The sequence below is a fragment of the Sphingobium phenoxybenzoativorans genome (assembly GCF_018286635.1).
Taxonomy (GTDB): Bacteria; Pseudomonadota; Alphaproteobacteria; order Sphingomonadales; family Sphingomonadaceae; genus Sphingobium; species Sphingobium phenoxybenzoativorans.
Genome location: NZ_CP073910.1, coordinates 154,015 through 177,422, shown reverse-complemented (window position 1 = coordinate 177,422; position 23,408 = coordinate 154,015). Strand labels below are relative to the sequence as shown.

Genomic DNA, 23,408 nt, shown 5'->3' with positions numbered 1-23,408 from the left:
TGCGTTATGCGCCCTGCCATGGATTCTGAAATCTCCCTGCTGACCCTGCGCGCGTTGCGCCGGGTTCTGCGCGCGACCGAAATCGGCAGCCGCCAACTGGCGGCCACAACAGGCCTGACCCCCTCGCAATTGCTGGTGCTGCGGGAAATCGACACGCGCGGATCCGTCACCCCCTCGGCCGTCGCGCAGACTCTGCAATTCAGTCAGGCAACAATCACGGCGATCGTCGACCGCCTGGGCGCGCTCGGCTTTGTTCAGCGCCAACGCGGCGAACGCGACAAGCGGCAAATCTATCTGACTTTGCTGCCTGAGGGCATCACCGCACTGGCCGGCGCGCCAGACCCGTTGCAAATGCGCTTTATCGAGCGTTTCGACACGTTGGCGGCCTGGGAACAAGCCATGATACTGGCCGCCGCGGAAAAGCTGGCAGTGCTGATGAATGCCGAAACTATTGACGCCGCCCCGCTGCTCGATACTGGCCGGATCGATCGTCCAGAACCAAATCCATCCCATTAATTTGCGATGAACAGCCTATCCAAATCGTGGTGGGGAGCGTAGTCACGCATTGCGACCCGAGGGCCCTTTCGAATCACAGGGGTTCTTTCCTTAAGGCCCGTCTAGCTTGCCGGGCGGGCCTTTTTTCCGGAACATGCCAGAAAGTCGAAGACAGGCCTCCTTGCCATCCACTGAGCATTTGCCCATAGGAAGGCTGGGTGTCCGCAGTTGCGCAGGCAGGTTTATGCTGTTGGTCGGGCCGCCAGCGGGCCAAACACTTGCCCGGAGTCCCAAATAAGATGGTCCTTTTGCGCGTGAAGCCGCTTAGCGCCCTGCGTCAGTTTCTCCACGGCCAGGCCTCGTCTGGTCTGGTGCTGATGGCTGCGGCGGCACTCGCCATGCTCATCGCTAACTCCTCGCTCGGCCCGGATTACGAGCATTTGCTTCATGGCTATATAGGCCCGCTGTCATTGCATCATTGGATCAATGATGGCCTCATGGCGATCTTCTTTCTGCTGGTCGGTCTGGAGATCAAGCGGGAAGTGATGGACGGGCAATTGTCCACCTGGCCGCGGCGTGTCCTGCCGGGCATCGCCGCGGCAGGCGGCATGGCTATCCCCGCGCTGATCTATCTGGCCTTCAACAACGGGGCGACCGCGCGCGGCTGGGCTATACCGGCCGCGACCGACATCGCCTTCGCGCTCGGCGTGATTGCGCTGCTGGGCAACCGCGTTCCCATATCGCTTCGGGTGTTCCTGACCGCGCTTGCCATCATCGACGATCTGGGCGCGGTGGTCATCATCGCCTTCTTCTACACGGCACAGCTGTTCCTCATCGATCTGGGCGGCGCGGCGGCGGTGTCGGCGCTTCTGTTCGCGATGAACCGCTTTGGAGTGCGGCGTCTGCTGCCCTATCTGCTAGTCGGCGCGCTACTCTGGGTTCTGGTGCTGCGGTCCGGCATCCACGCGACACTCGCAGGTGTGATACTCGCCTTCACCATCCCCTTGCAAGGAACGCCGGGGAAGCCGGATGCGGAGGAGGATAGCCCGCTCCATCGCCTTGAACATCTGCTGCATATGCCTGTCGGCTTCCTTATCGTACCGATATTCGGCCTCGCCAATGCGGGCGTTCCGGTTCTGGGCCTTCAGGCCGAGGCCTTTACTGCCCCTGTCACCATCGGCGTCGGCCTTGGCCTGCTTCTCGGCAAGGTCGTCGGCGTGTTCGGCACATCCATGATCGCCATCAAACTGGGTTTGGCGGATATGCCTGCTCATGCAGGGCGTCTACAGATGCTGGGAACAGCACTCCTGTGCGGTATTGGCTTCACGATGAGCCTGTTCATTACGTTGCTTGCTTTCTCCGGAGATCCTCTGCTCCAGTCCGAAGCGAAGATCGGCATATTGGCCGGGTCGCTGCTCTCCGGGTTGCTTGGCTATTTGCTTCTGCGCATCGCCAAAGGGGACACAAAAGGCAGTGTATCCGAACCGGCATGAGGACCGTCACGGAACCTCGGGACCTATCACCTGTTCCCGACGGGTTTGCCAAAGGGCGGAGGGGTAAATGATGTCAGAACAGGCAGACGGCTTCACGCAACGGGCCAGCGACCGTCTCGAACATATGGCACTCTACCGCTGGTGGCGCCGCGCGGTCGTAGGTCGGGTCGAGCATGAGGCCGTGATGGAGCGGATCGTTACCGACAGCGGCTGGTCGCCCCGCTATGCCTTCATGGTCATGATGTCGGCGGGGATCGCCGTTCTTGGTCTCCTCCTTTCGTCTCCAGCTGTCGTCATCGGCGCCATGCTCATTTCGCCGTTGATGAGTCCTATTCTTGGTCTAGGCTTCAGTCTCGCGCTGTTCGACTTTGCCGAAATGCGCCGCTCAATCGTCGCCCTCGCTATCGGGGCGGTGGCAGCTGTGCTGTTCACAGCGCTGATCGTGACGATCTCGCCGCTTCAGGCCCCCACCTCAGAGATCATCGCACGGACGCGGCCTAACCTCTTCGATCTCGCAGTGGCGCTGTTCGCGTCACTGGCAGGCACCTTTGCGATCATCCGCGGGCGGGGTGACACGATCGTCGGCGTTGCCATCGCCACCGCCCTCATGCCGCCGCTTGCCGTCGTAGGCTTCGGGCTCGCCACCTGGAATATGGCCGTGCTGGGCGGCGCCTTTGCGCTGTTCCTCACCAACTTCGTGACCATCGCCCTCTCCGCGACGCTCATGGCGCGCTATTATGGCTTTGGCCATCACCTCTCCAGCCAGCAGAGCTGGACACAAACATTCCTCCTGCTCTTCGTCTTCGTCGCCATGGCGATCCCACTCGGTATTTCGCTCAAGCAGATCGCGGGAGAGGCGGTCACGACCAATCAGGTCCGCTCCTTCCTCTCCGACCGCTTCGGATCATCTGCCCGTGTCACCCAGCTCGACATCGACTTCGATGCGATGCCCATCGTCGTCCGGTCGGTCGTCATCACACCGCGCAGCCAGGCGCAGCGGAACGACGCCTTGCAGATGGAAATGGAACAGCGCATCGGACGCTCGGTCCGACTGCGCCTGGATCAGGTACTGCTGGAAGCAGGCGCGGGTGCCATCGACGCCCAACGCGAGGAAATCCGGCAAGCGGGAGAAGCCGCCGCACTTGAAAGCAGCCGTGTCGCTTCCCTCTCACAGACGATCGCGCTCGCAGCAGGCGTTTCGGCCGAGCAGGTGACGATCGATCGCGATCATCGCCGCGCCAGCGCCGTTGTCTCACCGCTTCCCGGTGCTACCCTGCAATCTTATCGCATCCTGGAAAATCGCGTGGCGGGGCAAGCGGAAGGATGGGATGTGGCGATCATCCCGCCGCAAGGGCCATTCCCGCTGGTCGGTTTCGGAAATGATGTCGATACGCTCGATGCCGTTGCGCGCGAGGCGGTACTCACCTCTGCGTGGGCGGCGCGGCGCTGGAACATCCAGGCGCTGATTGTGCCGGGCCTACCGACCGGGCAGGTCGAGCGCCCGAACCTCAGCCAGCGACGTGCGCTCACCATAGCCCAGTTGCTGCGGGAACAGGGTATCATGGCCATGCCCGGCAATGCGGCGGGCCAGACCTTCCGCCTCGCTCCCGCCCAAAGCGAAGCCACACCCTGATGGCAGCCTTGTCGCTCGTCAGTCCGGCAACGCTCAGCACCTGCATCCTGCTGGCGACGCTAGTCCTTTTCGCATCGGAGCGCGTGCGGCATGATCTGGTCGCGCTGATCGCATTGTTCGCGAGCGTCGTCACCGGCCTGATACGGCCGGGCGAAGCGTTCGCTGGCTTTTCCGACCCGGCTGTATTGGCCGTTGCCGGCGTGCTGGTGGTTGGCCGTGCAGTGGAACTGTCTGGGGCCGCGTCGGCCATCGCCAAATTTGCCATCCCGGCCAAGGCTGGCTTTGCTGCAAGGCTCGCCGGCCTTCTGGTCATCGCTGCGCTGCTGTCCGCATTCATGAACAACATCGCCGCGCTGGTCATCACCATGCCGATTGCAAGCGAGATAGCACGCGACTCTCGTCTGCCACCGGCCGCAACACTGATGCCGCTTGCCTTCGCCACAATTCTCGGTGGCATGACGACTTTGATCGGTACGCCCGCCAACCTCATCCTGTCTTCCGTGCGTGAGCAGGAACTGGGCGAGCCTTTCGGTTTCTTCTCAATGACGACGGTAGGCGTCGCCGTTACCGGCGCAGGCCTGCTCTACCTCGCCCTCATTGGCTGGCGCCTGCTACCCATTCGTACGCGGACCGGCCGGCAGCCCCGCGATCCCTGGCGGGTATTCGAACTGGCCATCCCACATGATGGAACCATGCCGGCGAGCGCTTTGCTGCGCATCGCTGGCGCGCGAATGCTGGCCGCGTTCCGCTCGGCTGATCGACTCGCGACCGGCGCGATCCAGCACGCCGGTGATCGTCTGCTGATCCTGTCACGAGCCAACCCATGGGACGTTGCCCAAGCCACTGGGCTGGATGCAGTCACGCGGCGCAATGAGGCTGATGATGCCGTAACCGCGCGTGTTGCTGTTGCGCATGGTTCTCCCCTTATCGGCGCGGGCTATGACGAGGTGCGAACCCGCAGCCAGGAGCAATTGGAGGTGGTCGCAGTGGGGCCACGGGTGGCGCGTGAACGTAAGCCGCTCGTCCGCATGCGAATCAGAGCCGGAGACCAGCTATACGTCCGGGGGCGAAAGGATGATATCGCCCACTTTATTGCTGGCGCTCGTCTGCTCGAGATCGACAGGCTTGATCCGATGCCGGTCAATCGCATCAAAGCAGCTGCCATCGTCGGGATTTTCGCTGCCGCCATTGTCTGTATCGTAGCATTTCGCCTGTCCCCGGCACTCGCCTTCGTTGGCGCAGCAGCCATGCTGGCTGGCACACGGCTCATCCCAACCGAGGATGTCTACCGCTCGATCGACTGGTCGGTCCTCGTATTGCTCGGCACGATGATCCCGGTCGGTCAGAGTTTCGAAGAAAGCGGAGCCGCAGCTCTCGCCGCTCACTGGTTGGGCGGAGTTCTGGCCGGCCAGCCAGTGTTCCTCGTTTTCGTAGCACTCTGTTCCGTCACGCTACTGCTCTCGATCTTCCTCAATAACGTTGCGACGGCCATTATCATGGGTCCAATGGCTATCGCCGTCGCCCACCTGCTGGGGGTTAATCCGGATGCCGCCTTGCTTGCTGTTCTGATCGGCGCGTCCTCGGATTTCCTCACCCCGATTGGCCATCAGAACAATCTGCTGGTCATGGGACCGGGCGGCTACAGATTCACTGACTATGCGCGAATGGGAGCACCGCTCGTCATTGTCGTCGTAGTGATATCGGCGGCAGTCTTAGCCTTCTCCGCCTGAGAGATCACAGCAGCGATCGCCTCGGCCTGAAAATATAGTGAACAGCAGGTCATGAGAGAAGCCCCTGAACAGCCGGGTGACCAAGTCAGGCGCGTTGCTGCCATGCCGTTTTTCGCTGGGTAAATGGCCGGTTCTGGAGGAAGCTGCCGTCCAAAGCCGAACCGTCGAACGACGCATTTTGGTCGCGTGCTGCCTGAAGCCGAACGTTGCGTCGTGGGACAAACCTGCCGTTCGCAATAATGTGGGGAGTGGCAGGTTTCGGTTGAAGCGGACGTTCGCGCTTCCGCAATAATCGCCCCGGGAGTAAGCAACTCTGGCCGATTCCGGACAGTTAGCTTTAGGTCGCAGGCGTATCTAAGCGGCCATTGGTTCCACGCACCATGCATCGGGAATAAGCGATCTTTTATTGACGAAGCAAGTCGCATCGAATAATCCCGATACATGGACACCAATGCCGCCCTTTCCATTCTCTCCGCTCTTGGCCATCCCACGCGGCTCGATGCGTTTCGGCTGCTGATCCGACATGAGCCGGATGGTTTGTCGACCGGCGAACTGGTCGAAGCGTCAGGACTGACCCAGAGCACGTTCTCCACGCACCTAGCCGTGATGGCGAAGGCCGGGCTGGTGCTTTCCGAGAAGCGTGGCCGCCAACAAATCCAGCGCGCCAACCTCGACGCGCTGCGCGGACTGATGGTCTATCTGGCCAAGGATTGCTGCCAGGCGCGCGCCGAACTGTGCGAGCCGCTTCTGGCCGAACTTACCTGCTGCTGAAGAGGCGACGATGACCGATATCGTGATCTACCATAACCCGCTTTGCGGGACCTCTCGTAATGCCCTGGCCATGATCCGCAATGCGGGCATCGAGCCTCATGTCGTCGAATACCTGAAGACGCCGCCAAGTCGCGCGCTGCTGATGGAACTGATCGCGCGGGCCGGCATCACGCCACGCGCTCTGCTGCGCGAGAAGGGGACGCCTTATGCCGAACCGGGCCTCGGCGACGAGACTTTGACGGATGAGGCCTTGGTCGACGCGATGATGGAGCATCCCACCGTAGCAGGCGAAGCGCTAGGATCGCTCCTGTTCCTGGCGCTCCTGGGATGGGTGGGAGCTGTCGCTGGTGGGGCAAACCCGCTCAAACCTGTCGGTCGCGTGGTGTTCTGGGGGGCGTTGGCCATGGGTTTGACCGCTGGCATTGGCAGCTTGGTCGGGAAAGCAATTTAGGACAAAGGCCCAACAGCTGCGCACATGAAACTTCTTCTACGACGTTAAGAGCGTGTCGCTTGCAGCGACCACCGCAGCACTCGCTACAAACCCAAACGAGGCAAACAGCGCGTAAATATCTTAATCAAGCACTTGAGCAAATCCGGCCACCCCTTCAGGTAATGATGGACGACGCTCCGGTTTGGCAGACGGCCGGATTTCTTCGACCTTACCCAGGCCTCCGAAAATCGCTTCCATTGTTCGGACGCACAAAGCGACCCCCTCGTCAGCAAGCGCGTACCAAACGAGTTTGGCCTCCTTTCTCGTTTGAACGAGATTGGCCCGGCGTAACTCCCCTAGCTGCTGGCTGAGTGCTGGTTGGACAATGTCTGTCGCTTCGCCGATCTCCGATACGTTGCGCTCCCCGCGTAACAGGCAAGAGAGGATCATGAGGCGCTGTGGTTGCGCAAAGACCTTGAGCTTTTCGGACGCGACGGTCGCAGCTTCGCGGTCCTCGTAGAATGCCTCGTTCATAGCACGTCCGCAAAGCGGCAAAACCAGTCCTGGCGATCTTCTGCGATATCAGATGGTGGGCAGAGCAAAGGCTGTCCTTCCCGCCATCCTTCAGGCGCAAGTTTCTGGGCACTGCCCACCACTTGCAGTGCTTTAAGCAACCGCAGCATCTCATCGACCGATCGCCCAACATTATGGGGGTAGCATGTGATCGCCCTTATGACCCCTTCGGGATCGATGAAGAATGTCGAACGCATAGCCATGCTGTCAGCAGATTGCTCGTCAACCATGCCATAGGCATGCCCAATCGCCATGCTCGGATCCTCGATTATCGGGAAGCGGACATCCGCTCCGAGCGTCACTCGGATCGCTCTGATCCACGCCATGTGCGCGTAAAGGCTGTCGACTGACAGTCCCAACAGCGACGTTTCAAGGGCATCAAATTCCGACTGCCGACGGGCGAGCTCAGCGAATTCGGTGCTGCAAACTGGCGTGAAGTCAGCGGGATGGGAAAAAAAGATCACCCATCGTCCACGCAACTTTGAAAGCTGAATTTCGCCTCCGGTCGAACGGGCGCGGAAGTCTGGCGCGGGCTCTCCAATGCGCGGTGAGCGAGATTCAATTCTTTGGGCCATTTCCATGACGTCTCCTTCGACGGTCCTCCCTCTTGACGCAACAAGATTATTCGATTACATGATATATGTAAATGTGAATTTGTGAGGTTTTCCGTGGCCGACTCCGCTCTTGCAGCCGCCTCATCGCAGATCTCAGCCGCTCACACGGGCATCCCCCAGATCAAGGCGTTCTTCGACGAGCCGACCTTCACGGTGACCTATGTTGTTCATGATCCCGAGAGCCGCCACGCTGCGATCATCGACAGTGTGCTGGACTACGACCCCGCCTCGGGTCGCACCTCCTTCTCCTCGGCAGACGCGCTTGTCGCTTTTGTCGAGGAGAAGGGGCTTGCTATCGACTGGCACCTGGAGACGCACGCTCACGCTGATCATCTGTCAGCTGCGCCATACCTGCAGGAGAAGTTGGGCGGGCAAATCGCCATCGGCGAGCAAATCATCACGGTGCAGCAGACATTCGGTAAGCTTTTCAATGCGGGCACCGATTTCGAGCGCGACGGTTCCGACTTCGATCATCTATGGAAAGACGGTGATCACTTCCGCATCGGCAATCTCGATGTAACCGTGCTGCATGTGCCGGGGCACACACCGGCCTGTATCGCCTATGTGATCGGCGACGCCGTCTTTGTCGGTGATACCATGTTCATGCCCGACTACGGCACGGCTCGCGCTGATTTTCCCGGTGGCGATGCCCGAACCCTCTATCAATCTGCGATGCGGCTTCTGTCGCTGCCGCCGGAAACGCGGCTGTTCATGTGCCACGATTATCTTCCGGAAGGGCGCAAGGACTATGTCTGGGAAACGACCGTAGAGGCCGAGCGCCAAGCCAACGTCCATATCCATGACGGGGTAAGCGAAGACGAATTTGTCGTGATGCGCGAGGCCCGCGACAAGACGCTCGCGATGCCACGCCTCATTCTGCCTTCTGTCCAGGTGAACATGCGCGCCGGTCATTTCCCGCCTGCCGAGGACAATGGCGTCACGTACCTCAAGATTCCGGTCAACACGGTATGATGCTGCCCGGCTTCCCTAATGCTACCCCCGTCGCGGGGTTGGCCGGCGGCCTGCTGATCGGGCTTGCGGCAGCGATCATGCTGCTCGGACTTGGTCGCATTGCTGGTGTCAGCGGTATGTTGGCCCGCGCGTCGGGAATTTCCGATACGGGCGCACCGCGCGCCATAGCGCTCGCGTTCATTGCCGGACTGCCGCTTGGTGCGCTCCTCGTCATACTGTCTTCCGGCAGTATCAGACCGCTTTTCACAGGATCAGTCCTGCAACTGGTCATTGCCGGACTGCTCGTAGGTTTCGGCACGCGCCTTGGTTCAGGCTGCACGAGCGGTCACGGGGTCTGCGGTCTCTCCCGACTTTCGCGCCGGTCGATGGTCGCAACGCTGACCTTCATGGTCAGCGGCTTTGCCACCGTTGGGCTGATGCGCGCTTTCGGTTTCATCAACGGATAGTCGGAGGACACCGGACATGAAGAGGAATATGGGAACGGTCGACCGGATGCTGCGCACCATCGCAGCCTTGGCGATCGGCTATCTCTGGTGGACCGGAACGATCAGCGGGGACCTCGGTGTCGGCTTGGCGATCCTCGCAGTTGTATTCCTTCTGACAAGCGCGGTCAGCTTCTGTCCGCTCTACCGCCCGCTCGGCCTTTCAACCTGCGGCACTGGGAAGTGAAGGTCCCCGCCATCTCGTTGCTAGCGGGCACCTTGTTCGGAGCTGGGCTCACCATATCCGGCATGGCTGATCCCGCGCGCGTGCGCGCTTTCCTCGATCTGTTCGGGGCGTGGGACCCCACGCTTGCCTTCGTAATGGCGGGTGCGATGATGCCTATGGCGATCGCCTGGCTGATCCAGAAGCGGATGCCCAAGCCGATCGCCTGCGACGCCTTCGACTTGCCTGGCACAAGCCTACTAGATGCCAAGTTGCTTGGTGGAGCGTCGCTGTTCGGAATCGGTTGGGGGATCGCGGGCCTATGTCCCGGCCCCGCACTCGCCGACCTTGCCATCGCACCAATTGAAGCCGGAATTTTCGTGGCCGCCATGCTCGCCGGCATGACCGCGCACCGCATCATTACAAAATGAAAAGAGGCCCGCTTCAGAGCGGGATCGAGGAGAAGCCATGGATATCAAGCCGCTCAATCGCGACTTTGCAATCTCCCCGCAGATTGATCTCGCCGACCTTCCGGCAATCGCCGCTCAAGGTTACAAGGCGATCATCTGCAATCGACCTGATAACGAGGAGAAGGGTCAGATTGCCGCCACGGAGCTTCGTGAAGCTGCCGAACGACTGGGCTTGGAGTTCACGCATGCACCCGCACGCTCGGGGGCGATTACCGATGCGAATGTCGAGGCCATGGCAAGTGCGCTAGCGCGCCTTCCTAGGCCGATTTTGGCATTTTGCCGCTCCGGCGCAAGGTCGACGAAGTTGTATGAGCTGGCCTCCTCTCGGAGCCAATCGGCCCCTGTAGTCCATATTCACGATGTCGTGATTGTCGGCGGCGGTGCAGCGGGGATTGCGACGGCAGCAAGCCTTCTAAAGCGCAATCCGAAGCTCGATATTGCAGTTATCGAGCCATCCGAGGAGCATTATTATCAGCCCGGTTGGACTATGGTCGGCGCCGGTGTCTTCGAGAGAGAGTTCACACGACGCACTGAAGCGCAGATCATGCCGAGCTGAGTGAACTGGATCCGCGCAGCAGCCTCGGATTTTGCCCCCGACGAAAACAAGGTGATCCTCCGTGATGGCGGCGAAGTCCGCTACCATGTTCTCGTTGCCTGTCCGGGTATCAAATTGGATTGGAACGCTATTCCGGGCTTGGCCGATACGATCGGCAAGAACGGCGTGACGTCCAACTATGGCTATGATCTTGCGCCCTACACCAACAGACTGGTGAAGCAATTTAAGGGCGGACGGGCGCTGTTCACCCAGCCAGCAATGCCGATCAAGTGTGCCGGCGCGCCGCAAAAAGCGATGTACCTTTCCTGTCATCGCTGGGAGAAGGCAGGCGTCCTGAAAGACATCGACGTCCAGTTCCACACCGCCGGCGCGGTGCTGTTCGGCGTTGCCGCCTATGTCCCGGCACTGATGGAATATGTCGAGCGCTATGGCGCGCACCTCAACTTTGAATCGAAGCTCGTCGCGATCGATGGCGCCGCAAAAGTGGCGACTTTCGAGCGCAAGGGTAGCGACGGCACCCGACGCGTCGAAGAGCGCTTCGACATGATTCACGTCGTGCCGCCACAGGTCGCGCCGGATTTCGTGCGCACCAGTTCCCTCGCAGCAGCCTCCGGCTTCATCGAAGTCAACGAGGCGACGCTTCAGCATGTGCGCTATCCCAATGTATTTGCATTGGGCGACGCCTGCTCCGCCTCGAATGCCAAGACCGCCGCTGCGGCGCGCAAGCAGGCGCCGGTTGTCGCGGTCAATGTACTTGCCGCGCTCGAGGGCAAGCCGCCGACCGCTGACTATGACGGCTATGGCTCCTGTCCGCTAACGGTCGAGGCCGGCAAGATCGTGCTCGCCGAGTTCGGCTATGGCGGCAAATTGCTGCCCAGCTTTCCCAACTGGTTGATCGACGGAACGAGGCCGTCGCGCCTGTCCTGGCTCCTGAAGGATACGATCCTGCCGTCGATTTACTGGCATGGCATGCTCAAGGGCCGGGAATGGATGGTCACGCCACACGCGATCAAGACGGCGCACTGAGCCATGCTGGAACCAATGCAATATGCTCTGGGCGGCCTGTCAGGTGCACTTGTCGGGTTTGTGCTTGGACTGGTGGGTGGTGGTGGCTCGATCCTTGCCGTGCCCCTGCTTCTGTATCTTGTGGGGATACGCAATCCACATGAGGCCATCGGCACCAGCGCGCTCGCCGTTGCGGCTAACGCACTTGCCGGGCTCTGGAGCCATGCCCACGCCCGCACCGTGAACTGGCGGTGCGGCGGCATCTATGCGGCCGCCGGCGTCGTCGGCGCGCTCGGCGGCTCGACGCTCGGCAAGAGCATAGATGGGCACAAGCTACTCTTCTTGTTTGCGATACTGATGATCGTCGTCGCGGTCCTGATGTTCCGCGGACGCGGTGACCAAGGGATCGAAGGCGCACAGTGCAATCGGGAGAATGTCGGCAAGGTCGTCAGCTACGGTCTTGGTACTGGCGCCTTTTCCGGCTTCTTCGGGATCGGCGGCGGTTTCCTTATCGTGCCGGGCCTGATCGCTTCGACGCACATGCCCATATTGCGCGCGATCGGCACGTCGCTTGTCGCGGTCGCGGCTTTCGGCCTGACGACAGCGCTCAACTACGCGCTCTCGGGCTATGTCCTGTGGGGCCTGGCCGGCGTGTTCATCGTCGGCGGGGTTGTCGGTAGCGTGATCGGCACGCAAGCGTCGCAAGTGCTGGCAGCTGAAAAGGGTCGGTTGAACAGCCTATTCGCAGTCTTCGTGCTTATCGTCGCTATCTACATGCTATTCAAGAGCTGGTCCGAACTAGCCAGCTGAACGGGGATATTCATGGACGCCATCATTCTTGCAAGGGCGCAATTCGCGTTTACAGTGAGCTTTCACTTCCTCTTCCCGGCCTTTTCTATCGGGCTGGCGAGCTATCTGGCGGTGCTCGAAGCTCTGTGGCTGAAGACCGGCAAGGGCGTCTATGCGAACCTGTTTCGCTACTGGCTGAAGATCTTCGCCGTCGTGTTCGCGATGGGCGTCGTCTCGGGCATCGTCATGTCCTATCAGTTCGGCACCAACTGGTCGGTATTCTCCGACAAGGCAGGTCCGGTCATCGGCCCGCTGATGGCCTACGAGGTGCTAACCGCCTTCTTCCTCGAGGCCGGGTTCCTTGGCGTCATGCTGTTCGGGATCAACAAGGTCGGACGCAAGCTGCACTTTGTCGCGACGCTTGCGGTCGCGCTTGGCACCTTCATCTCCGCATTCTGGATCCTGGCGGTCAACAGCTGGTTGCAGACGCCTGTCGGCTATGAGGTTGGCGCCAACGGCCAGTTCCTGCCGGGGCCAAGCTGGTTGACGATCATCTTCAATCCCAGCTTCCCCTATCGGCTCTTTCACACGGTCCTTGCCGCCTATCTGACGACCGCTTTCATCGTGGGTGCCGTCGGAGGATGGCATCTCTTAAAGGACCGCACCAATCCCGGCGCACGCAAGATGTTCTCTATGGCGATGTGGATGGCGGCGCTCGTCGCTCCGATCCAGATCTTCGCCGGCGATATGCACGGGCTCAATACTCTCAAGCACCAGCCGGTGAAGGTGATGGCGATGGAGGGCCATTTTCAGAGCCACCCGCACGGTGCGCCTTTGATCCTGTTCGGCATCCCCAACAGCGCGAAGCAACGGGTGGATTATGCCGTCGAGATACCCAAGGCGTCGTCGCTGATTCTCAAGCACGAACTCGATGCGCCCTTGAGGGGCCTGGACACCGTGCCACCAGCTGATCGTCCTCCCGTCGGTATCGTCTTCTGGGCCTTTCGCGTAATGGTCGGGATCGGTTTCGCGATGCTCGGGATCGGGATCCTGAGCCTCATCGCGCGCTGGCGCAAGGCGCTCTACGACTGGCCGCTGCTGCATCGCTTCGCTGTGCTGATGGGGCCGTCGGGACTGATCGCAGTGCTGTCCGGCTGGATCGTAACGGAAGTCGGACGGCAACCCTTCACAATCTATGGCCTATTGAGGACCGCCCAAAGCGCCTCACCGCTGGATGCTCCTGCGGTCGCTACCTCTCTGCTGGCATTCGTGGTCGTCTATTTCACCGTTTTCGGCATGGGCATTTTGTATCTGCTTCATCTGATGAAGAAGCCACCTGAGGCGCATGAAACGCCGTTAGGCGATGCGCCTATTCGCAGCGCGGGCATCACGCCCGCGCCGGCCATAATCGAGGGAGCATCGTCATGATCGATCTCACCGTCATCTGGGCCTGTATCATCGGCTTCGCCATTATCGCCTATGTCGTGATGGACGGCTTCGACCTCGGCATCGGCATCCTGTTTCCCTTCTTCAAGGTCGGTCAGGACCGCGACACCGCGATGAACAGCATCGCGCCTGTCTGGGATGGCAACGAAACCTGGCTGGTGATGGGCGTCGGCGGCCTGTTTGCCGCATTTCCTTTGGCTTACGCCATCATCCTGCCGGCGCTTTACGCGCCAATGATCGCCATGCTGCTGGGACTTGTGTTCCGCGGCGTGGCTTTTGAATTCCGCTGGCGGGACCCGGCGCACCGGGCATTCTGGGACAAGGCGTTCACGTCAGGATCGGTTATCGCGACTTTAGCGCAAGGCATTGCGCTCGGCGCTCTGCTACAGGGCATCACGGTCGAAGGGCGCAGCTATGCCGGGGGCTGGTGGGAATGGCTGTCGCCCTTCAGCCTGCTGACCGGGGTTGGCCTACTGGTCGGCTATGCTCTGCTCGGCGCCTGCTGGCTCAACTGGAAGACTGAAGGCGGATTGCAGCGGCAGACAGTGACCTATGCCGGTCGGCTCGGGATCGGCCTGCTCATCATGATTGCCGTCATCAGCTTCGCAACGCTTCGCCTTGATACCCAATACTATCAGCGCTGGCTGAGCTTCCCAGACGTCGTTGCAACGGCGCAGGTACCGCTTGCCACACTGATCGTGACATTCCTGTTTTATCGCAGTCTCCGATTGAAGCGAGATGCACAGCCGTTTTTCTGGGCACTGGCCCTGTTCGGACTGTGCCTGGTCGGTCTTGGCGTTTCGATATGGCCGGACGTCGTCCCGGCGCGCGTGACGATCTGGGAAGCGGCCGCGCCTGTGCGCAGCCAAGTATTCATGTTGATCGGCGCCTCGATCATGGTGCCCGTGATTCTGACCTACACTGCTTGGTCCTACTGGGTGTTCCGAGGAAAGGTCGGCGCGGAAGGGTATCATTAATGCGCCTTTGGTTAAGCCGCTGCGGATGGTTTGTAGGCATTTGGGCCGGGAGCGTTCTCGCCTTGGCACTCGTCGGTGGCGTGATTCGATGGTTTCTGCGCTGAACTGCCGGTGGCTGTCAGTCACCGGATTTCTAATTGCATCCGCGGTTTCGGCCACACCAGCGTCGGCCGACGACGCGCAGCTCTGGACGCTCTCTCGTGTCAACGTGAAGGTCGCGCCTCGTCTCTTGCTCGGCAACGAAACGATATTCAGAACTAGCGAACAGCGCGGCGATTATGACCTCGTCGATCATGTGCTACTCGGCTATCAACTCGATCGAAAAATAACGGTCTGGATCGGCTACACCCATCAGACCGCTATGAACCACGGCCGAACGTCGGCTATCGAGCAACGCTTCAGGCAACAACTCAACTTCGACAACGTCGCTAGCTTCGGCCCCGTCATATTCGGCGGCCGGGTGAGGTTGGAGGAGCGCTGGAGAACAGGTCAGATCGGAACCGGCTGGCGCCTACGTCCACAGATTAGGCTTACCATGCCCCTTACAGACAAAGTTGCTCTTGCAGCCAACCATGAGAGCTTCATTGATTTGAATAGGACAAGTTTCCAATCTGTCAGCGGTGAAGAGCGAATGCGGAATGCCATTACGTTGTCGGCCATACTGAACAAACATTTTTCAGCCGAAGCTGGTTATCTCCAGCAACATCTATTTTATCCTACAAACACGGTGCGCAACGCAAATGTTGCTACATTTTCACTCGCCGCTAATTTTTAGTTTTTCCCGCCTTATCCATGGGCGCCGACTTTTATTAATCAGAATCCGAAAACTTCGCTTTGATTTCGATGTCTGTGGCCCTGACCGTCCCAGCAGCCAAGACGAATGATAGGCAGGATTTAGGAAGCGTGCCGAGGGGTAATGACAGAAAGGGCGCGTAGAGACCACGCCTTTTCCAGCTTGCGAAAGACCGGTTTCGGCATCAGCGGACACTCCAACACCATGCTGGAACGGCGGGATCTAGTCGATAGCAGTCAGTTGAACCTAAGCAGCGACAACTGGTCAGTAAGCGTACTCCTGACTGTTAGTCGTCCGCGTCCAGAAGAGTAATACCCGCCGCACGAGAACGTTTGGCGATCTGCGCAAGAGCTGCGCGTTTTCGCGCCGTTCGCCGAAGCCCTGAGTTGCGCATTGCCCCGGTGCGCTCGGGGCTGTCAACGATACCAAGTTCGACTTTGCGAGCACGTATGCGCGACAGATGTTCGAGGAGAGTAACGTTCATTTTTGTTCCTGCCGCTTCACCAGCTCGCGTTGTTCTCGACATCATCGTCGGGTTTGGGAATCAGCACCCTTACGTGGCGCATGGGAGAGAAATTAGCAGGTTCAAACCCTTCCGAATGTTGTGAGCAAACGGTCGCGTAAAACCCATCAGTCGTTCGCGAAAGAACGGCAGGTTCCGCGCATGTTTGACACAGGGTACGAGAACGAGCCGTAGCGGCGTCAGTAAGGGCAAAAGCTGGTTCGCTGTAAGCCTTCAAATAGACCCGCATTTCGCCAAATTTCTCTTTTGCTTGGACTACCGTTGCGGTTCCATCGACCTCTGCTACATCGTGGATCAGTTGCCGATAGAGCGCTTGCCATCCGGTCGGTAGAGCGACTGCCAATTCGAGATTCCTTTGGAGAATTTCATCCTCAGTCATCTCGACCCGCTCCTATATTGAACATGCTGAATTCCATGTCCTCAGGCCGATCGCGGAACGTGATAGTCTCCGGCGCTTGAAGTTGCACAACGGTTGGAATGGCAGCCAATTCTTCGCCTGGTATCGTCAACGTTGCCATGAACCCGTCGCTGTCAACCGCTTGCCGTCGCTCTCCTCCGGCACTCCATGCAAGAAAATCAAGGGTGACGCTGTTTATCTTCGCGACGCCCTCTTCCGCGAGCACGCACATAGCTGCTGCTACAACCCGATCAAAATCCTCGGGCTTAATATTACCCGTAAACTCGATACGCATGCTCAGTCCTCCAACGCTGCGAGCAGGGGCGGACCGGCAAAGCCGGGTGTTGGTAACTTAGGCTGATGCTCCAAGCGCCGTCGCCTTTAGGCGAGCCTTGGACATGCGCGACGGCCACCCGGCCGCAACACTTTGCGACCGGCCATCAGCTAGAGAGGTTACCACGCCCCATCGTCGGGCTTACCACCAACGACGTCCGATCAGTCGCAGATTGGATTCTGCTCTGCAAGAACAGAGATGAGAAAATTTGGCCGCGTTTTCGCTTTTATTACTTCACCCTCTTCGCCAGGAATTGCACGTCTCAAGTGTTTGACCGGGCCTCCGGCAGAGCCGTCGGCAGGTGCTCAAACGCCCGGAGCGGCTGCTCCGCTTCGCGTAGCTGATGGCTACGCTACGCAGCCGCCCCTTCCTTCGGTTTCGGGGGCTAGGGAATTAAGGTGGGAAAACTGCTGGAGGGGGAAAGCCTGCTCAACGACGTCAGCGGCCTCGTCCTTTTCCGCTTCGCCATCGCCGCCGGGGTGACCGGCGCGTTCAGCACGGTGGATGCGCTGGAAAGCTTTGCGCTGCTCGCCGCCGGCGGGGCGGTGGTCGGCGCAGTCGTGGGCGCCGTCTGGGTGCTCACGGTCAAGCGGCTGGGCGACGAATATCTGATGATCGCCGCGTCCATGCTCGCGCCCTGGGCCGCCTATCTGCTGGCGGAGATGCTGCATGTGTCGGGCGTGATCGCGACGGTGATGACCGGCCTTATCTGCGGCTGGTATCAGCATGTCGTGTTCACCGCCGCCGTGCGCATGCGCGGCACCGCCTTCTGGGCCGTTATGATCTTCCTGATGGAGGCGGCGGTGTTCCTGCTGATCGGCTCCTCGCTGCGCGACGTGGTGGATCGCGTCGGCGGCTTCGGCGTGGTGATGGGCCAGATGGCGGTGCCTGTCCTGCTGATCCTGATCGCGCTGGTCGCCGCGCGCTTCGTCTGGGTGTTCGCGTCGGAGGGCGTCATCCATGTAGCGCGGGCGTTGGGCCTGCGCCGTTATCGCCCGATGGACTCGCGTTCCGCCGTGGTGCTCAGTTGGGCGGGAATGCGCGGCGTGGTGACGCTGGCCGTGGCGCTCAGCGTGCCCGCCGATTTCCCCGGCCGTGATTTCATGCTGGTCGCGGCCTTCGGCGTGATCCTGGGCACGGTGCTGGTCCAGGGCATGACGCTCGGCCGCCTGATCGGCTGGGCGCGGCTGTCGGAGCCGGAAAGCGACCGCCCGCGCATGACGATGAGCGAGGCGGAGGCGGCCATGGCCAAGGCGCAGGTCGCCGTGGTCGAAACCGGTGCCTTTGACGCGGACGGGAAGCTGGTCCACCCGCAATTGCTGGAACGCTACCGCCGCCGCGCCATAATCTCGGCTGATTATGCGGGGCGGGAGGACCATTTTTCGGACACGCTGCACGCCCATTTCGATCTGGTGCTGGTGGCGATCGCCGCCGGCCGCGCCGAACTCATCCGCCTCCACCGCGCAGGCGACATCGACGAGCGGACCCTGCACGAACTGGAGCGCGACCTGGACCTGGAGGAACTCAGCGCCCTGTCGGCGAAGGCGTGAGGGGAGTTTGATAATAGTTGATAACAAGATTATAGTGGCGATGTAGGAGACCGCCGATGATCAGCGCCGACTTGGGCCAGCAACTCGAATCCTTCGTTTCGAAAATGGTGGAATCGGGCCGCTATAATTCGAAAAGCGAAGTTCTGCGTGAAGGCGTGCGTCTCGTTCAGGACCGCGAGGCGCGGCTGGCGGCGCTGGACGCGGCCTTGGCGCGCGGGCTGGCGGATGCGGACGCTGGGCGCACGCAACCGGCGGATGCCGTCTTTGACCGGCTGGAGGCGAAATATAGAGCGATGCTGCGCGACCCGGAATGATCGTCGAAATATCGGCTGAGGCCGAGCGCGATCTGGAAAGGATCGGCGACTTCATCGCCCGTGATAATCCGCGCCGTGCACTGACCTTCCTGCAAGAACTGCGCACCAAATGCATGAGCCTTGCCGGCCTGCCCAACGGCTTTCCACTTGTCCCGCGCTACGAGGCGCTTGGAATCCGTAAACGCGGACATGGCGATTATCTGATATTCTACCGGGTAGACGCAGAGAAAGTAGTCATTATCCACATCCTGCATGGCGCGCAGGATTATGGTGAAATTCTTTCGCTTCTATAGGCCGCATCCTGGCCAATCATACGCCGGTAAAAGGACCTATTCTTCCCGCGGCTTGAAATCCAGCGACGCGCTGTTCATGCAGTAGCGCAGGCCGTTCACGCCCGGCCCGTCCGGGAACACATGGCCCAGATGCCCTTCGCACTTGGCGCAGAGCACCTCTACCCGGCGCATGCCGTGGCTGACGTCGACCTTCTCCTCGACCGCGTCGGCGTCGACCGGCGCGGTGAAGCTGGGCCAGCCCGATCCGCTGTCATATTTCTCGTCCGCGTCGAACAGCTCCGCGCCGCATCCCGCGCAATAATAGGTGCCGTCCGCCTTGTTGGCGTTATATTTGCCGGTAAAGGCCCGCTCGGTCCCCGCCTCCCGCAGCACATGATATTGCTCCGGCGACAGCTTCTCGCGCCATTCGGCATCGGTCAGGTTCAGCTTTTCCATGGCCGGAATATGGGATGGGTTTGGCAAAGGATCAATGGTCCTCAGGTCTCACCATTCCCGTTCGGGCTGAGCGAAGTCGAAGCCTTCGCCTGAACGCAGTGAAGGCACCTCGCTTACGCTCGGCGGAACCCTTCGACTTCGCTCAGGGCGAACGGATGTGGCGGAGCCGCCCCCTACGAAATATGCACCGCCTTGGTGATCATATGCGCCATGATCCCCTCCGGGCCGTCCTCTGATCCGTGGCCGCTGTCCTTGATCCCGCCGAACGGGCTGTCGGGCCAGCTCAGCCGCACAGTGTTGATCGCGACCATGCCCGCCTCGATCGCGTCGCCCAGCATATTCTGCCTGCGCCCGCTCTCGGTGAAGCAATAGGCGGCGAGGCCGAAGGGCAGGCGGTTCGCCTCCGCCACTGCCTCGTCGAACGTGCCGAAGGGGCGGATCATCGCCAGCGGACCGAACGGCTCCTCATGCATCGCCTTGGCGGACAGCGGCACGTCGGCCAGCACGGTCGGCTGGAAGAAGAAGCCCGCATTGCCCCCTCCCGCACCGCCAATCCGCTCGCCGCCGGCCAGCACCTTTGCGCCCTCCGCGCGCGCATCCTCGACCAGCGCTGCGATGGCTTCGGGGCGGCGGGGATTGGCCATCGGCCCCATCTGGCTGGCCGCGTCCATGCCGTCGCCGATCTTCAGCGCCCTGGTCCGCTCAGCGAAACCGGCGACGAAGCGGTCGTAAATCCCCTCCTGCACGGTGAAGCGGGTCGGCGCCACGCACACCTGCCCCGCATTGCGGAACTTGTGGGTGACAAGGACGTCCAGCGTCTTGTCCAGGTCGCAATCGTCGAACACCAGCACCGGGCCATGCCCGCCCAGCTCCATCGTCGTGCGCATCATCGTGTCGGCGGCCAGCTTCATCAGATGTTTGCCGACCGGCACGGACCCGGTGAAGCTCAGCTTCTTGGTGACGGGCGACGCCAGCAACTGGCGGGACACCATGTCGGGCACCCCAAACACGCATTGCGCGACGTCGCCGGGCAGGCCCGCATCCTGGAAACAGCGCAGCACCTCAACCGCGCAGCCCGCGGTCTCCTCGCTCGGCTTGATGATGATGGAGCATCCCGCCGCCACCGCAGGCGCGATCTTGCGCACCACATTCATCACCGGGAAGTTCCATGCGCAGAAGGCGGCGACCGGCCCGACCGGCTGATGCAGCACCAGCGATCGCGTGCCGCTCGGCCGCGGCAGCACCCGGCCATAGATGCGCACCGCTTCGCCCGCGTGGAAATCGAGCAGCGCCGCCGCCGCCATCACTTCGCCCTTGGCCTCCGCCTGGATCTTGCCTTCCTCCAGCGTCGCGAGCCGCGCCAGCAGGTCGGCCCGCTCGCGGATCAGGGCGGCGGTCTTGTTGAGCACGGCGGCGCGCTGCTCCGGCGCGGTCTTGCTCCACTTGGCGAAGCCGCGCTGCGTCGCCTCCAGCGCCCGGTCCAGATCGTCGGGCGTCGCCAGCGGCAATCCGCCCTGCCCCGCGCCGCTCGCCGGGTTCAGCACGTCATGCGTATCGCGCCCCGCGCCGGCCAGCCACTCGCCGCCAATATAGAGTCCAAGCCGTGCCTCATATGCCGTCGCCATGTGCGTCCTCGCGTCGATTGGGGAAGGGAAGGATGATGTGAGCGCAGATAGAATGTTGCGCGGCGCAACACCAGAGGGTGTCCTGTGTTAAAGCTCTGTTGCTCAACATCCGTTCGTGTCGAGCGAAGTCGAGACACTGCGCGTTATGCTTCTCGACTTCGCTCGAAGCGAACGGAAGTGGGTACTATAGCGGTATCCCTCACCGCACCACAAACCGCACCTGGTCCACGATCCGGCCTGAAGGATCGGCCAGCGCCAGCCGGTGCGCGCCCGGTCCGGCCAATATCTGCGGCCGCGCATCGGCTTCGCCCAGGTCGCGATTGTCGAGCAACAGCCGGTGTCCCGCCACCAGCCCCGTCACCTCCGCGCCCAGCCGTTGCCGGTCGATGGGAATGTCCGGGTCCAGCGCATAGACGCTGCCATTCACCGGATTGACGATGCGCGGGCGGCGCGCGGCCTCCGGCGCGAAGGCCAGCGCCGGCTGGCCTGTCCCCTTCACGAACCATTCGTCCCGCTGCGGCTCTATGCTGTTCTGAAAGGCGACCCGCCGCTGCTCCATGCCGTCCGGGCGCGGCGGGGTCTGCCCCGGCTGCCCGGCATGCAGCGCCAGCATCACGTCGCGCCACACCGGGGCCGCGCCGCTGGTGCCCGACACCGCCTTCATCGAATCCCCCTCCAGATTGCCGACCCACACGGCGACGGTGAAGCGGTCGGAATAACCCACGCACCAATTATCGCGCATCGCCTTCGACGTGCCGGTCTTGACCGCCGTCCAGAAGGGCAGGCGCAGCGCGGAATCGACGCCGAAGGTGCGGGTGCGCGCCGAGGCGTCGGACAATATGTCGGATATGATCCATGCGGCCTGCGGCGACACGATGCCGCGCGGCGCGTCATGCCCATCCTCCGCGCGCAGCCGCAGCGGCGACCATTGCCCGCCATTGGCCAGCGTCCGATAGGCGTTCGCCTGTTCCAGCAAAGTCACCTCCGCCGACCCCAGCGCCAGGCTGAACCCGTAATAGCTGCCATCCTCGGTCAGCCCGCGATAGCCCAGATCCCACAGGCGATCGCGGAACGTCTCCACCCCGTCGAGCAGCAGCGCGCGCACGGCCGGGACGTTCAGCGACCCTGCCAGCGCGCTGCGCACCGACACCGGCCCCTTGAAGCTGCGGTCGTAATTTTGCGGCACATAAAGGCCAGACGCGGTGTCGAGCTGCACCGGCGAATCCTCCAGGATCGACGCCGCCGTCAGCCACCCGCGCTCGATCACCTGCGCGTAGAGGAAGGGTTTCAGGGTCGATCCCGCCTGCCGGTATGCATCCGCCCCGTCCACCGCCGCCGCCGTCGATCCCAGCCCGACGCCGCCGACATAGGCCAGCACGTCGCCGCTGGCGTTATCGACCACCACCACCGCCCCGTCGCGCGCCCGGTCCGGCCCCAGCCCCTGCAACTGCCGCTTGAGCGCGACCGCCGCCAGCCGCTGCAACCGCGCGTCGATGGTCGTCGTCACCTTCATGCCCGGCTTGGTCAGCAGATGCGCGGCGAGGTGCGGGGCAAGACCCGGATCGAGCGCCCGGCTCCGCGCCACCGACAGCGCGCTCGCCGCCGCCGCCCGCATCGCCGAACAGTCGGGCAGTTTCCCCAGCCGGCACGCCCGCGCCGCCACCTGCTCCGGCCTTGCCCCCGGATTGGGGAGAAGCGCGGTCAGCATCAGCGCATCCTGTCGCGACAGCGCGTCCGCGCCCTTGCCGAACAGGCTGACCGCCGCCGCGCCGATCCCCTGCGCCTCGCCCCGGAACGGCGCGAGGTTGAGGTATGCGGCGAGGATCTCGTCCTTCGACCACCGCGCCTCCAGCGCCCGCGCCGCGCGCATCTGGCGCAGCTTCTCCCGCCACCCACGCGCGCCGGGCCGGGCGAGGTCGGGCGCAAGGAAGGCCGCCACCTGCATGGAAATGGTCGACGCCCCGCGCGATCTGCCGCCCGTCAGGCGCAGCCGCACGGCATTGCCCATCGCCACCCAGTCGATACCGTCATGATAGCGGAACCGCCGGTCCTCGGAGTTCAATACGCTCTCGACCAGCGCCGGACTTACCTTGTCCAGCGGCGTCCACGCCAGCCGCCGCGCCCGGAAATCCACCCGCTCGCTATCGATCAGCCGCCCGTCCCGGTCATAGAGCCACGCCTCGCTCGGATGCCAGTCAGCGACGACCTTGTCATAGGCGGGAAGGGCTGGAGGCAGGGTGAGGAAGTAAAGGGCAGCGAGCGCGAGCAGCAAAACCGCGCCTACCGCGATCAACGCATGCCTGATCGTCAGAAACCGCCGGATCACGCCGCCGTGTTCCTGCGCAGGCAGGAACCCTGTCCCGCCATCCGATCTGGACTCCTGCGTGCGCAGGAGCACGTTGTAAGGAAGTCACCCCTCACGCCTGCTACCAACATCCGTTCGGGCTGAGCGAAGTCGAAGCCCTCCACTGAACGAAGTGAAGTGCCTTCGCCAGGCTCAGGCTGGCCCTTCGACTTCGCTCAGGGCGAACGGACGTGAGAGCCG

The 23,408-nt window shown here is 61.9% G+C and carries 25 protein-coding genes and 1 pseudogene; 19 read left to right on the top strand and 7 right to left on the bottom strand.

Features of this window, described 5'->3' with window-relative positions:
• The first annotated feature begins 18 nt into the window (after window positions 1–18).
• The 6 genes from KFK14_RS00880 to KFK14_RS23935 all read left to right on the top strand — a co-directional run bounded on the left by KFK14_RS00880 (window position 19) and on the right by KFK14_RS23935 (window position 6,573).
• Window positions 19–516 carry a MarR family winged helix-turn-helix transcriptional regulator gene (locus tag KFK14_RS00880; RefSeq protein ID WP_212610962.1) on the top strand — a complete coding sequence of 166 codons (498 nt, stop codon included), beginning with the start codon at window positions 19–21 and terminating at the stop codon, window positions 514–516.
• 278 nt (window positions 517–794) lie between these two features.
• A complete protein-coding gene (gene nhaA / locus KFK14_RS00875; protein ID WP_212609541.1) occupies window positions 795–1,988 on the top strand; it encodes a Na+/H+ antiporter NhaA in 1,194 nt (397 codons plus the stop codon).
• A 67-nt stretch (window positions 1,989–2,055) separates the two neighbouring features.
• Complete coding sequence (locus KFK14_RS00870; protein WP_212609540.1) at window positions 2,056–3,621, top strand: DUF389 domain-containing protein; 1,566 nt, start codon at window positions 2,056–2,058, stop codon at window positions 3,619–3,621.
• A complete protein-coding gene (locus KFK14_RS00865) occupies window positions 3,621–5,351 on the top strand; it encodes an SLC13 family permease (RefSeq protein WP_212609539.1) in 1,731 nt (576 codons plus the stop codon). The genes KFK14_RS00870 and KFK14_RS00865 overlap by 1 nt, the downstream gene beginning before the upstream one ends.
• A gap of 441 nt (window positions 5,352–5,792) precedes the next feature.
• Window positions 5,793–6,122, top strand: a complete 330-nt coding sequence (locus KFK14_RS00860; RefSeq protein ID WP_212609538.1) for an ArsR/SmtB family transcription factor — start codon at window positions 5,793–5,795, stop codon at window positions 6,120–6,122.
• A gap of 10 nt (window positions 6,123–6,132) precedes the next feature.
• The gene (locus tag KFK14_RS23935) at window positions 6,133–6,573 is read left to right on the top strand and encodes an arsenate reductase family protein (protein WP_246524795.1); all 441 of its coding nucleotides are present in this window, start codon (window positions 6,133–6,135) and stop codon (window positions 6,571–6,573) included.
• A 120-nt stretch (window positions 6,574–6,693) separates the two neighbouring features.
• On the opposite strand, the gene KFK14_RS00845 is transcribed toward KFK14_RS23935, so the two are convergent.
• The gene (locus KFK14_RS00845; protein WP_010338391.1) at window positions 6,694–7,086 is read right to left on the bottom strand and encodes an ArsR/SmtB family transcription factor; all 393 of its coding nucleotides are present in this window, start codon (window positions 7,084–7,086) and stop codon (window positions 6,694–6,696) included.
• Complete coding sequence (locus KFK14_RS00840) at window positions 7,083–7,706, bottom strand: peroxiredoxin (RefSeq protein WP_212609537.1); 624 nt, start codon at window positions 7,704–7,706, stop codon at window positions 7,083–7,085. The genes KFK14_RS00845 and KFK14_RS00840 overlap by 4 nt, the downstream gene beginning before the upstream one ends.
• An 87-nt stretch (window positions 7,707–7,793) precedes the next feature.
• On the opposite strand from KFK14_RS00840, the gene KFK14_RS00835 reads away from it, so the two are divergent.
• The 10 genes and pseudogenes from KFK14_RS00835 (at window position 7,794) to KFK14_RS00790 (ending at window position 15,374) form a co-directional block, all read left to right on the top strand.
• Complete coding sequence (locus tag KFK14_RS00835; RefSeq protein WP_212609536.1) at window positions 7,794–8,711, top strand: MBL fold metallo-hydrolase; 918 nt, start codon at window positions 7,794–7,796, stop codon at window positions 8,709–8,711.
• A complete protein-coding gene (locus tag KFK14_RS00830; RefSeq protein WP_212609535.1) occupies window positions 8,708–9,157 on the top strand; it encodes a YeeE/YedE family protein in 450 nt (149 codons plus the stop codon). Before KFK14_RS00835 ends, KFK14_RS00830 begins: the two co-directional genes overlap by 4 nt.
• Window positions 9,158–9,173: 16 nt before the next feature.
• Entirely contained in the window at window positions 9,174–9,380 is a 207-nt protein-coding gene (locus KFK14_RS00825) for a YgaP family membrane protein (protein WP_212609534.1), read from the top strand.
• Window positions 9,377–9,787: a DUF6691 family protein gene (locus KFK14_RS00820; RefSeq protein ID WP_212609533.1), complete on the top strand. Its 411-nt coding sequence runs from the start codon at window positions 9,377–9,379 to the stop codon at window positions 9,785–9,787. The genes KFK14_RS00825 and KFK14_RS00820 overlap by 4 nt, the downstream gene beginning before the upstream one ends.
• 37 nt (window positions 9,788–9,824) lie before the next feature.
• Window positions 9,825–11,408 (top strand): annotated as a pseudogene (locus KFK14_RS00815) (bifunctional protein tyrosine phosphatase family protein/NAD(P)/FAD-dependent oxidoreductase).
• 3 nt (window positions 11,409–11,411) lie between these two features.
• A complete protein-coding gene (locus tag KFK14_RS00810; RefSeq protein WP_212609532.1) occupies window positions 11,412–12,197 on the top strand; it encodes a sulfite exporter TauE/SafE family protein in 786 nt (261 codons plus the stop codon).
• Between the two features lie 12 nt (window positions 12,198–12,209).
• Window positions 12,210–13,604 carry a cytochrome ubiquinol oxidase subunit I gene (locus KFK14_RS00805; protein WP_212609531.1) on the top strand — a complete coding sequence of 465 codons (1,395 nt, stop codon included), beginning with the start codon at window positions 12,210–12,212 and terminating at the stop codon, window positions 13,602–13,604.
• Window positions 13,601–14,599: a cytochrome d ubiquinol oxidase subunit II gene (cydB, locus tag KFK14_RS00800; RefSeq protein WP_212609530.1), complete on the top strand. Its 999-nt coding sequence runs from the start codon at window positions 13,601–13,603 to the stop codon at window positions 14,597–14,599. The genes KFK14_RS00805 and cydB overlap by 4 nt, the downstream gene beginning before the upstream one ends.
• Entirely contained in the window at window positions 14,599–14,703 is a 105-nt protein-coding gene (locus tag KFK14_RS24320) for a DUF2474 family protein (protein WP_212609529.1), read from the top strand. Before cydB ends, KFK14_RS24320 begins: the two co-directional genes overlap by 1 nt.
• The gene (locus tag KFK14_RS00790) at window positions 14,688–15,374 is read left to right on the top strand and encodes a DUF2490 domain-containing protein (protein ID WP_212609528.1); all 687 of its coding nucleotides are present in this window, start codon (window positions 14,688–14,690) and stop codon (window positions 15,372–15,374) included. The genes KFK14_RS24320 and KFK14_RS00790 overlap by 16 nt, the downstream gene beginning before the upstream one ends.
• A 518-nt stretch (window positions 15,375–15,892) precedes the next feature.
• Here the strand turns inward: KFK14_RS00790 and KFK14_RS00785 are convergent.
• Window positions 15,893–16,294, bottom strand: coding sequence for a hypothetical protein (locus tag KFK14_RS00785; protein WP_212609527.1), 402 nt, complete (start codon window positions 16,292–16,294; stop codon window positions 15,893–15,895).
• Window positions 16,287–16,607 carry a hypothetical protein gene (locus tag KFK14_RS00780; RefSeq protein WP_212609526.1) on the bottom strand — a complete coding sequence of 107 codons (321 nt, stop codon included), beginning with the start codon at window positions 16,605–16,607 and terminating at the stop codon, window positions 16,287–16,289. The genes KFK14_RS00785 and KFK14_RS00780 overlap by 8 nt, the downstream gene beginning before the upstream one ends.
• Window positions 16,608–17,044: 437 nt before the next feature.
• Here KFK14_RS00780 and KFK14_RS00775 point away from each other — a divergent pair, with 437 nt between their 5' ends.
• From KFK14_RS00775 to KFK14_RS00765, 3 genes are read left to right on the top strand one after another with little or no spacing between them, the layout of a single operon-like run.
• Window positions 17,045–18,196 carry a cation:proton antiporter gene (locus tag KFK14_RS00775; RefSeq protein WP_246524793.1) on the top strand — a complete coding sequence of 384 codons (1,152 nt, stop codon included), beginning with the start codon at window positions 17,045–17,047 and terminating at the stop codon, window positions 18,194–18,196.
• A gap of 56 nt (window positions 18,197–18,252) precedes the next feature.
• Window positions 18,253–18,510 (top strand): type II toxin-antitoxin system ParD family antitoxin, encoded by a 258-nt coding sequence (locus KFK14_RS00770; RefSeq protein ID WP_212609525.1) that lies wholly within the window; start codon window positions 18,253–18,255, stop codon window positions 18,508–18,510.
• Window positions 18,507–18,803, top strand: coding sequence for a type II toxin-antitoxin system RelE/ParE family toxin (locus tag KFK14_RS00765; RefSeq protein ID WP_212609524.1), 297 nt, complete (start codon window positions 18,507–18,509; stop codon window positions 18,801–18,803). Before KFK14_RS00770 ends, KFK14_RS00765 begins: the two co-directional genes overlap by 4 nt.
• A gap of 36 nt (window positions 18,804–18,839) precedes the next feature.
• On the opposite strand, the gene msrB is transcribed toward KFK14_RS00765, so the two are convergent.
• The 3 genes from msrB to pbpC form a co-directional block, all read right to left on the bottom strand.
• Window positions 18,840–19,238, bottom strand: a complete 399-nt coding sequence (msrB, locus tag KFK14_RS00760) for a peptide-methionine (R)-S-oxide reductase MsrB (RefSeq protein WP_070156091.1) — start codon at window positions 19,236–19,238, stop codon at window positions 18,840–18,842.
• Window positions 19,239–19,411: 173 nt separating this feature from the next.
• Window positions 19,412–20,863 (bottom strand): NAD-dependent succinate-semialdehyde dehydrogenase, encoded by a 1,452-nt coding sequence (locus KFK14_RS00755; RefSeq protein ID WP_212609523.1) that lies wholly within the window; start codon window positions 20,861–20,863, stop codon window positions 19,412–19,414.
• Window positions 20,864–21,062: 199 nt separating this feature from the next.
• A complete protein-coding gene (gene pbpC / locus KFK14_RS00750; protein WP_212609522.1) occupies window positions 21,063–23,189 on the bottom strand; it encodes a penicillin-binding protein 1C in 2,127 nt (708 codons plus the stop codon).
• Between the last annotated feature and the right edge of the window lie 219 nt (window positions 23,190–23,408).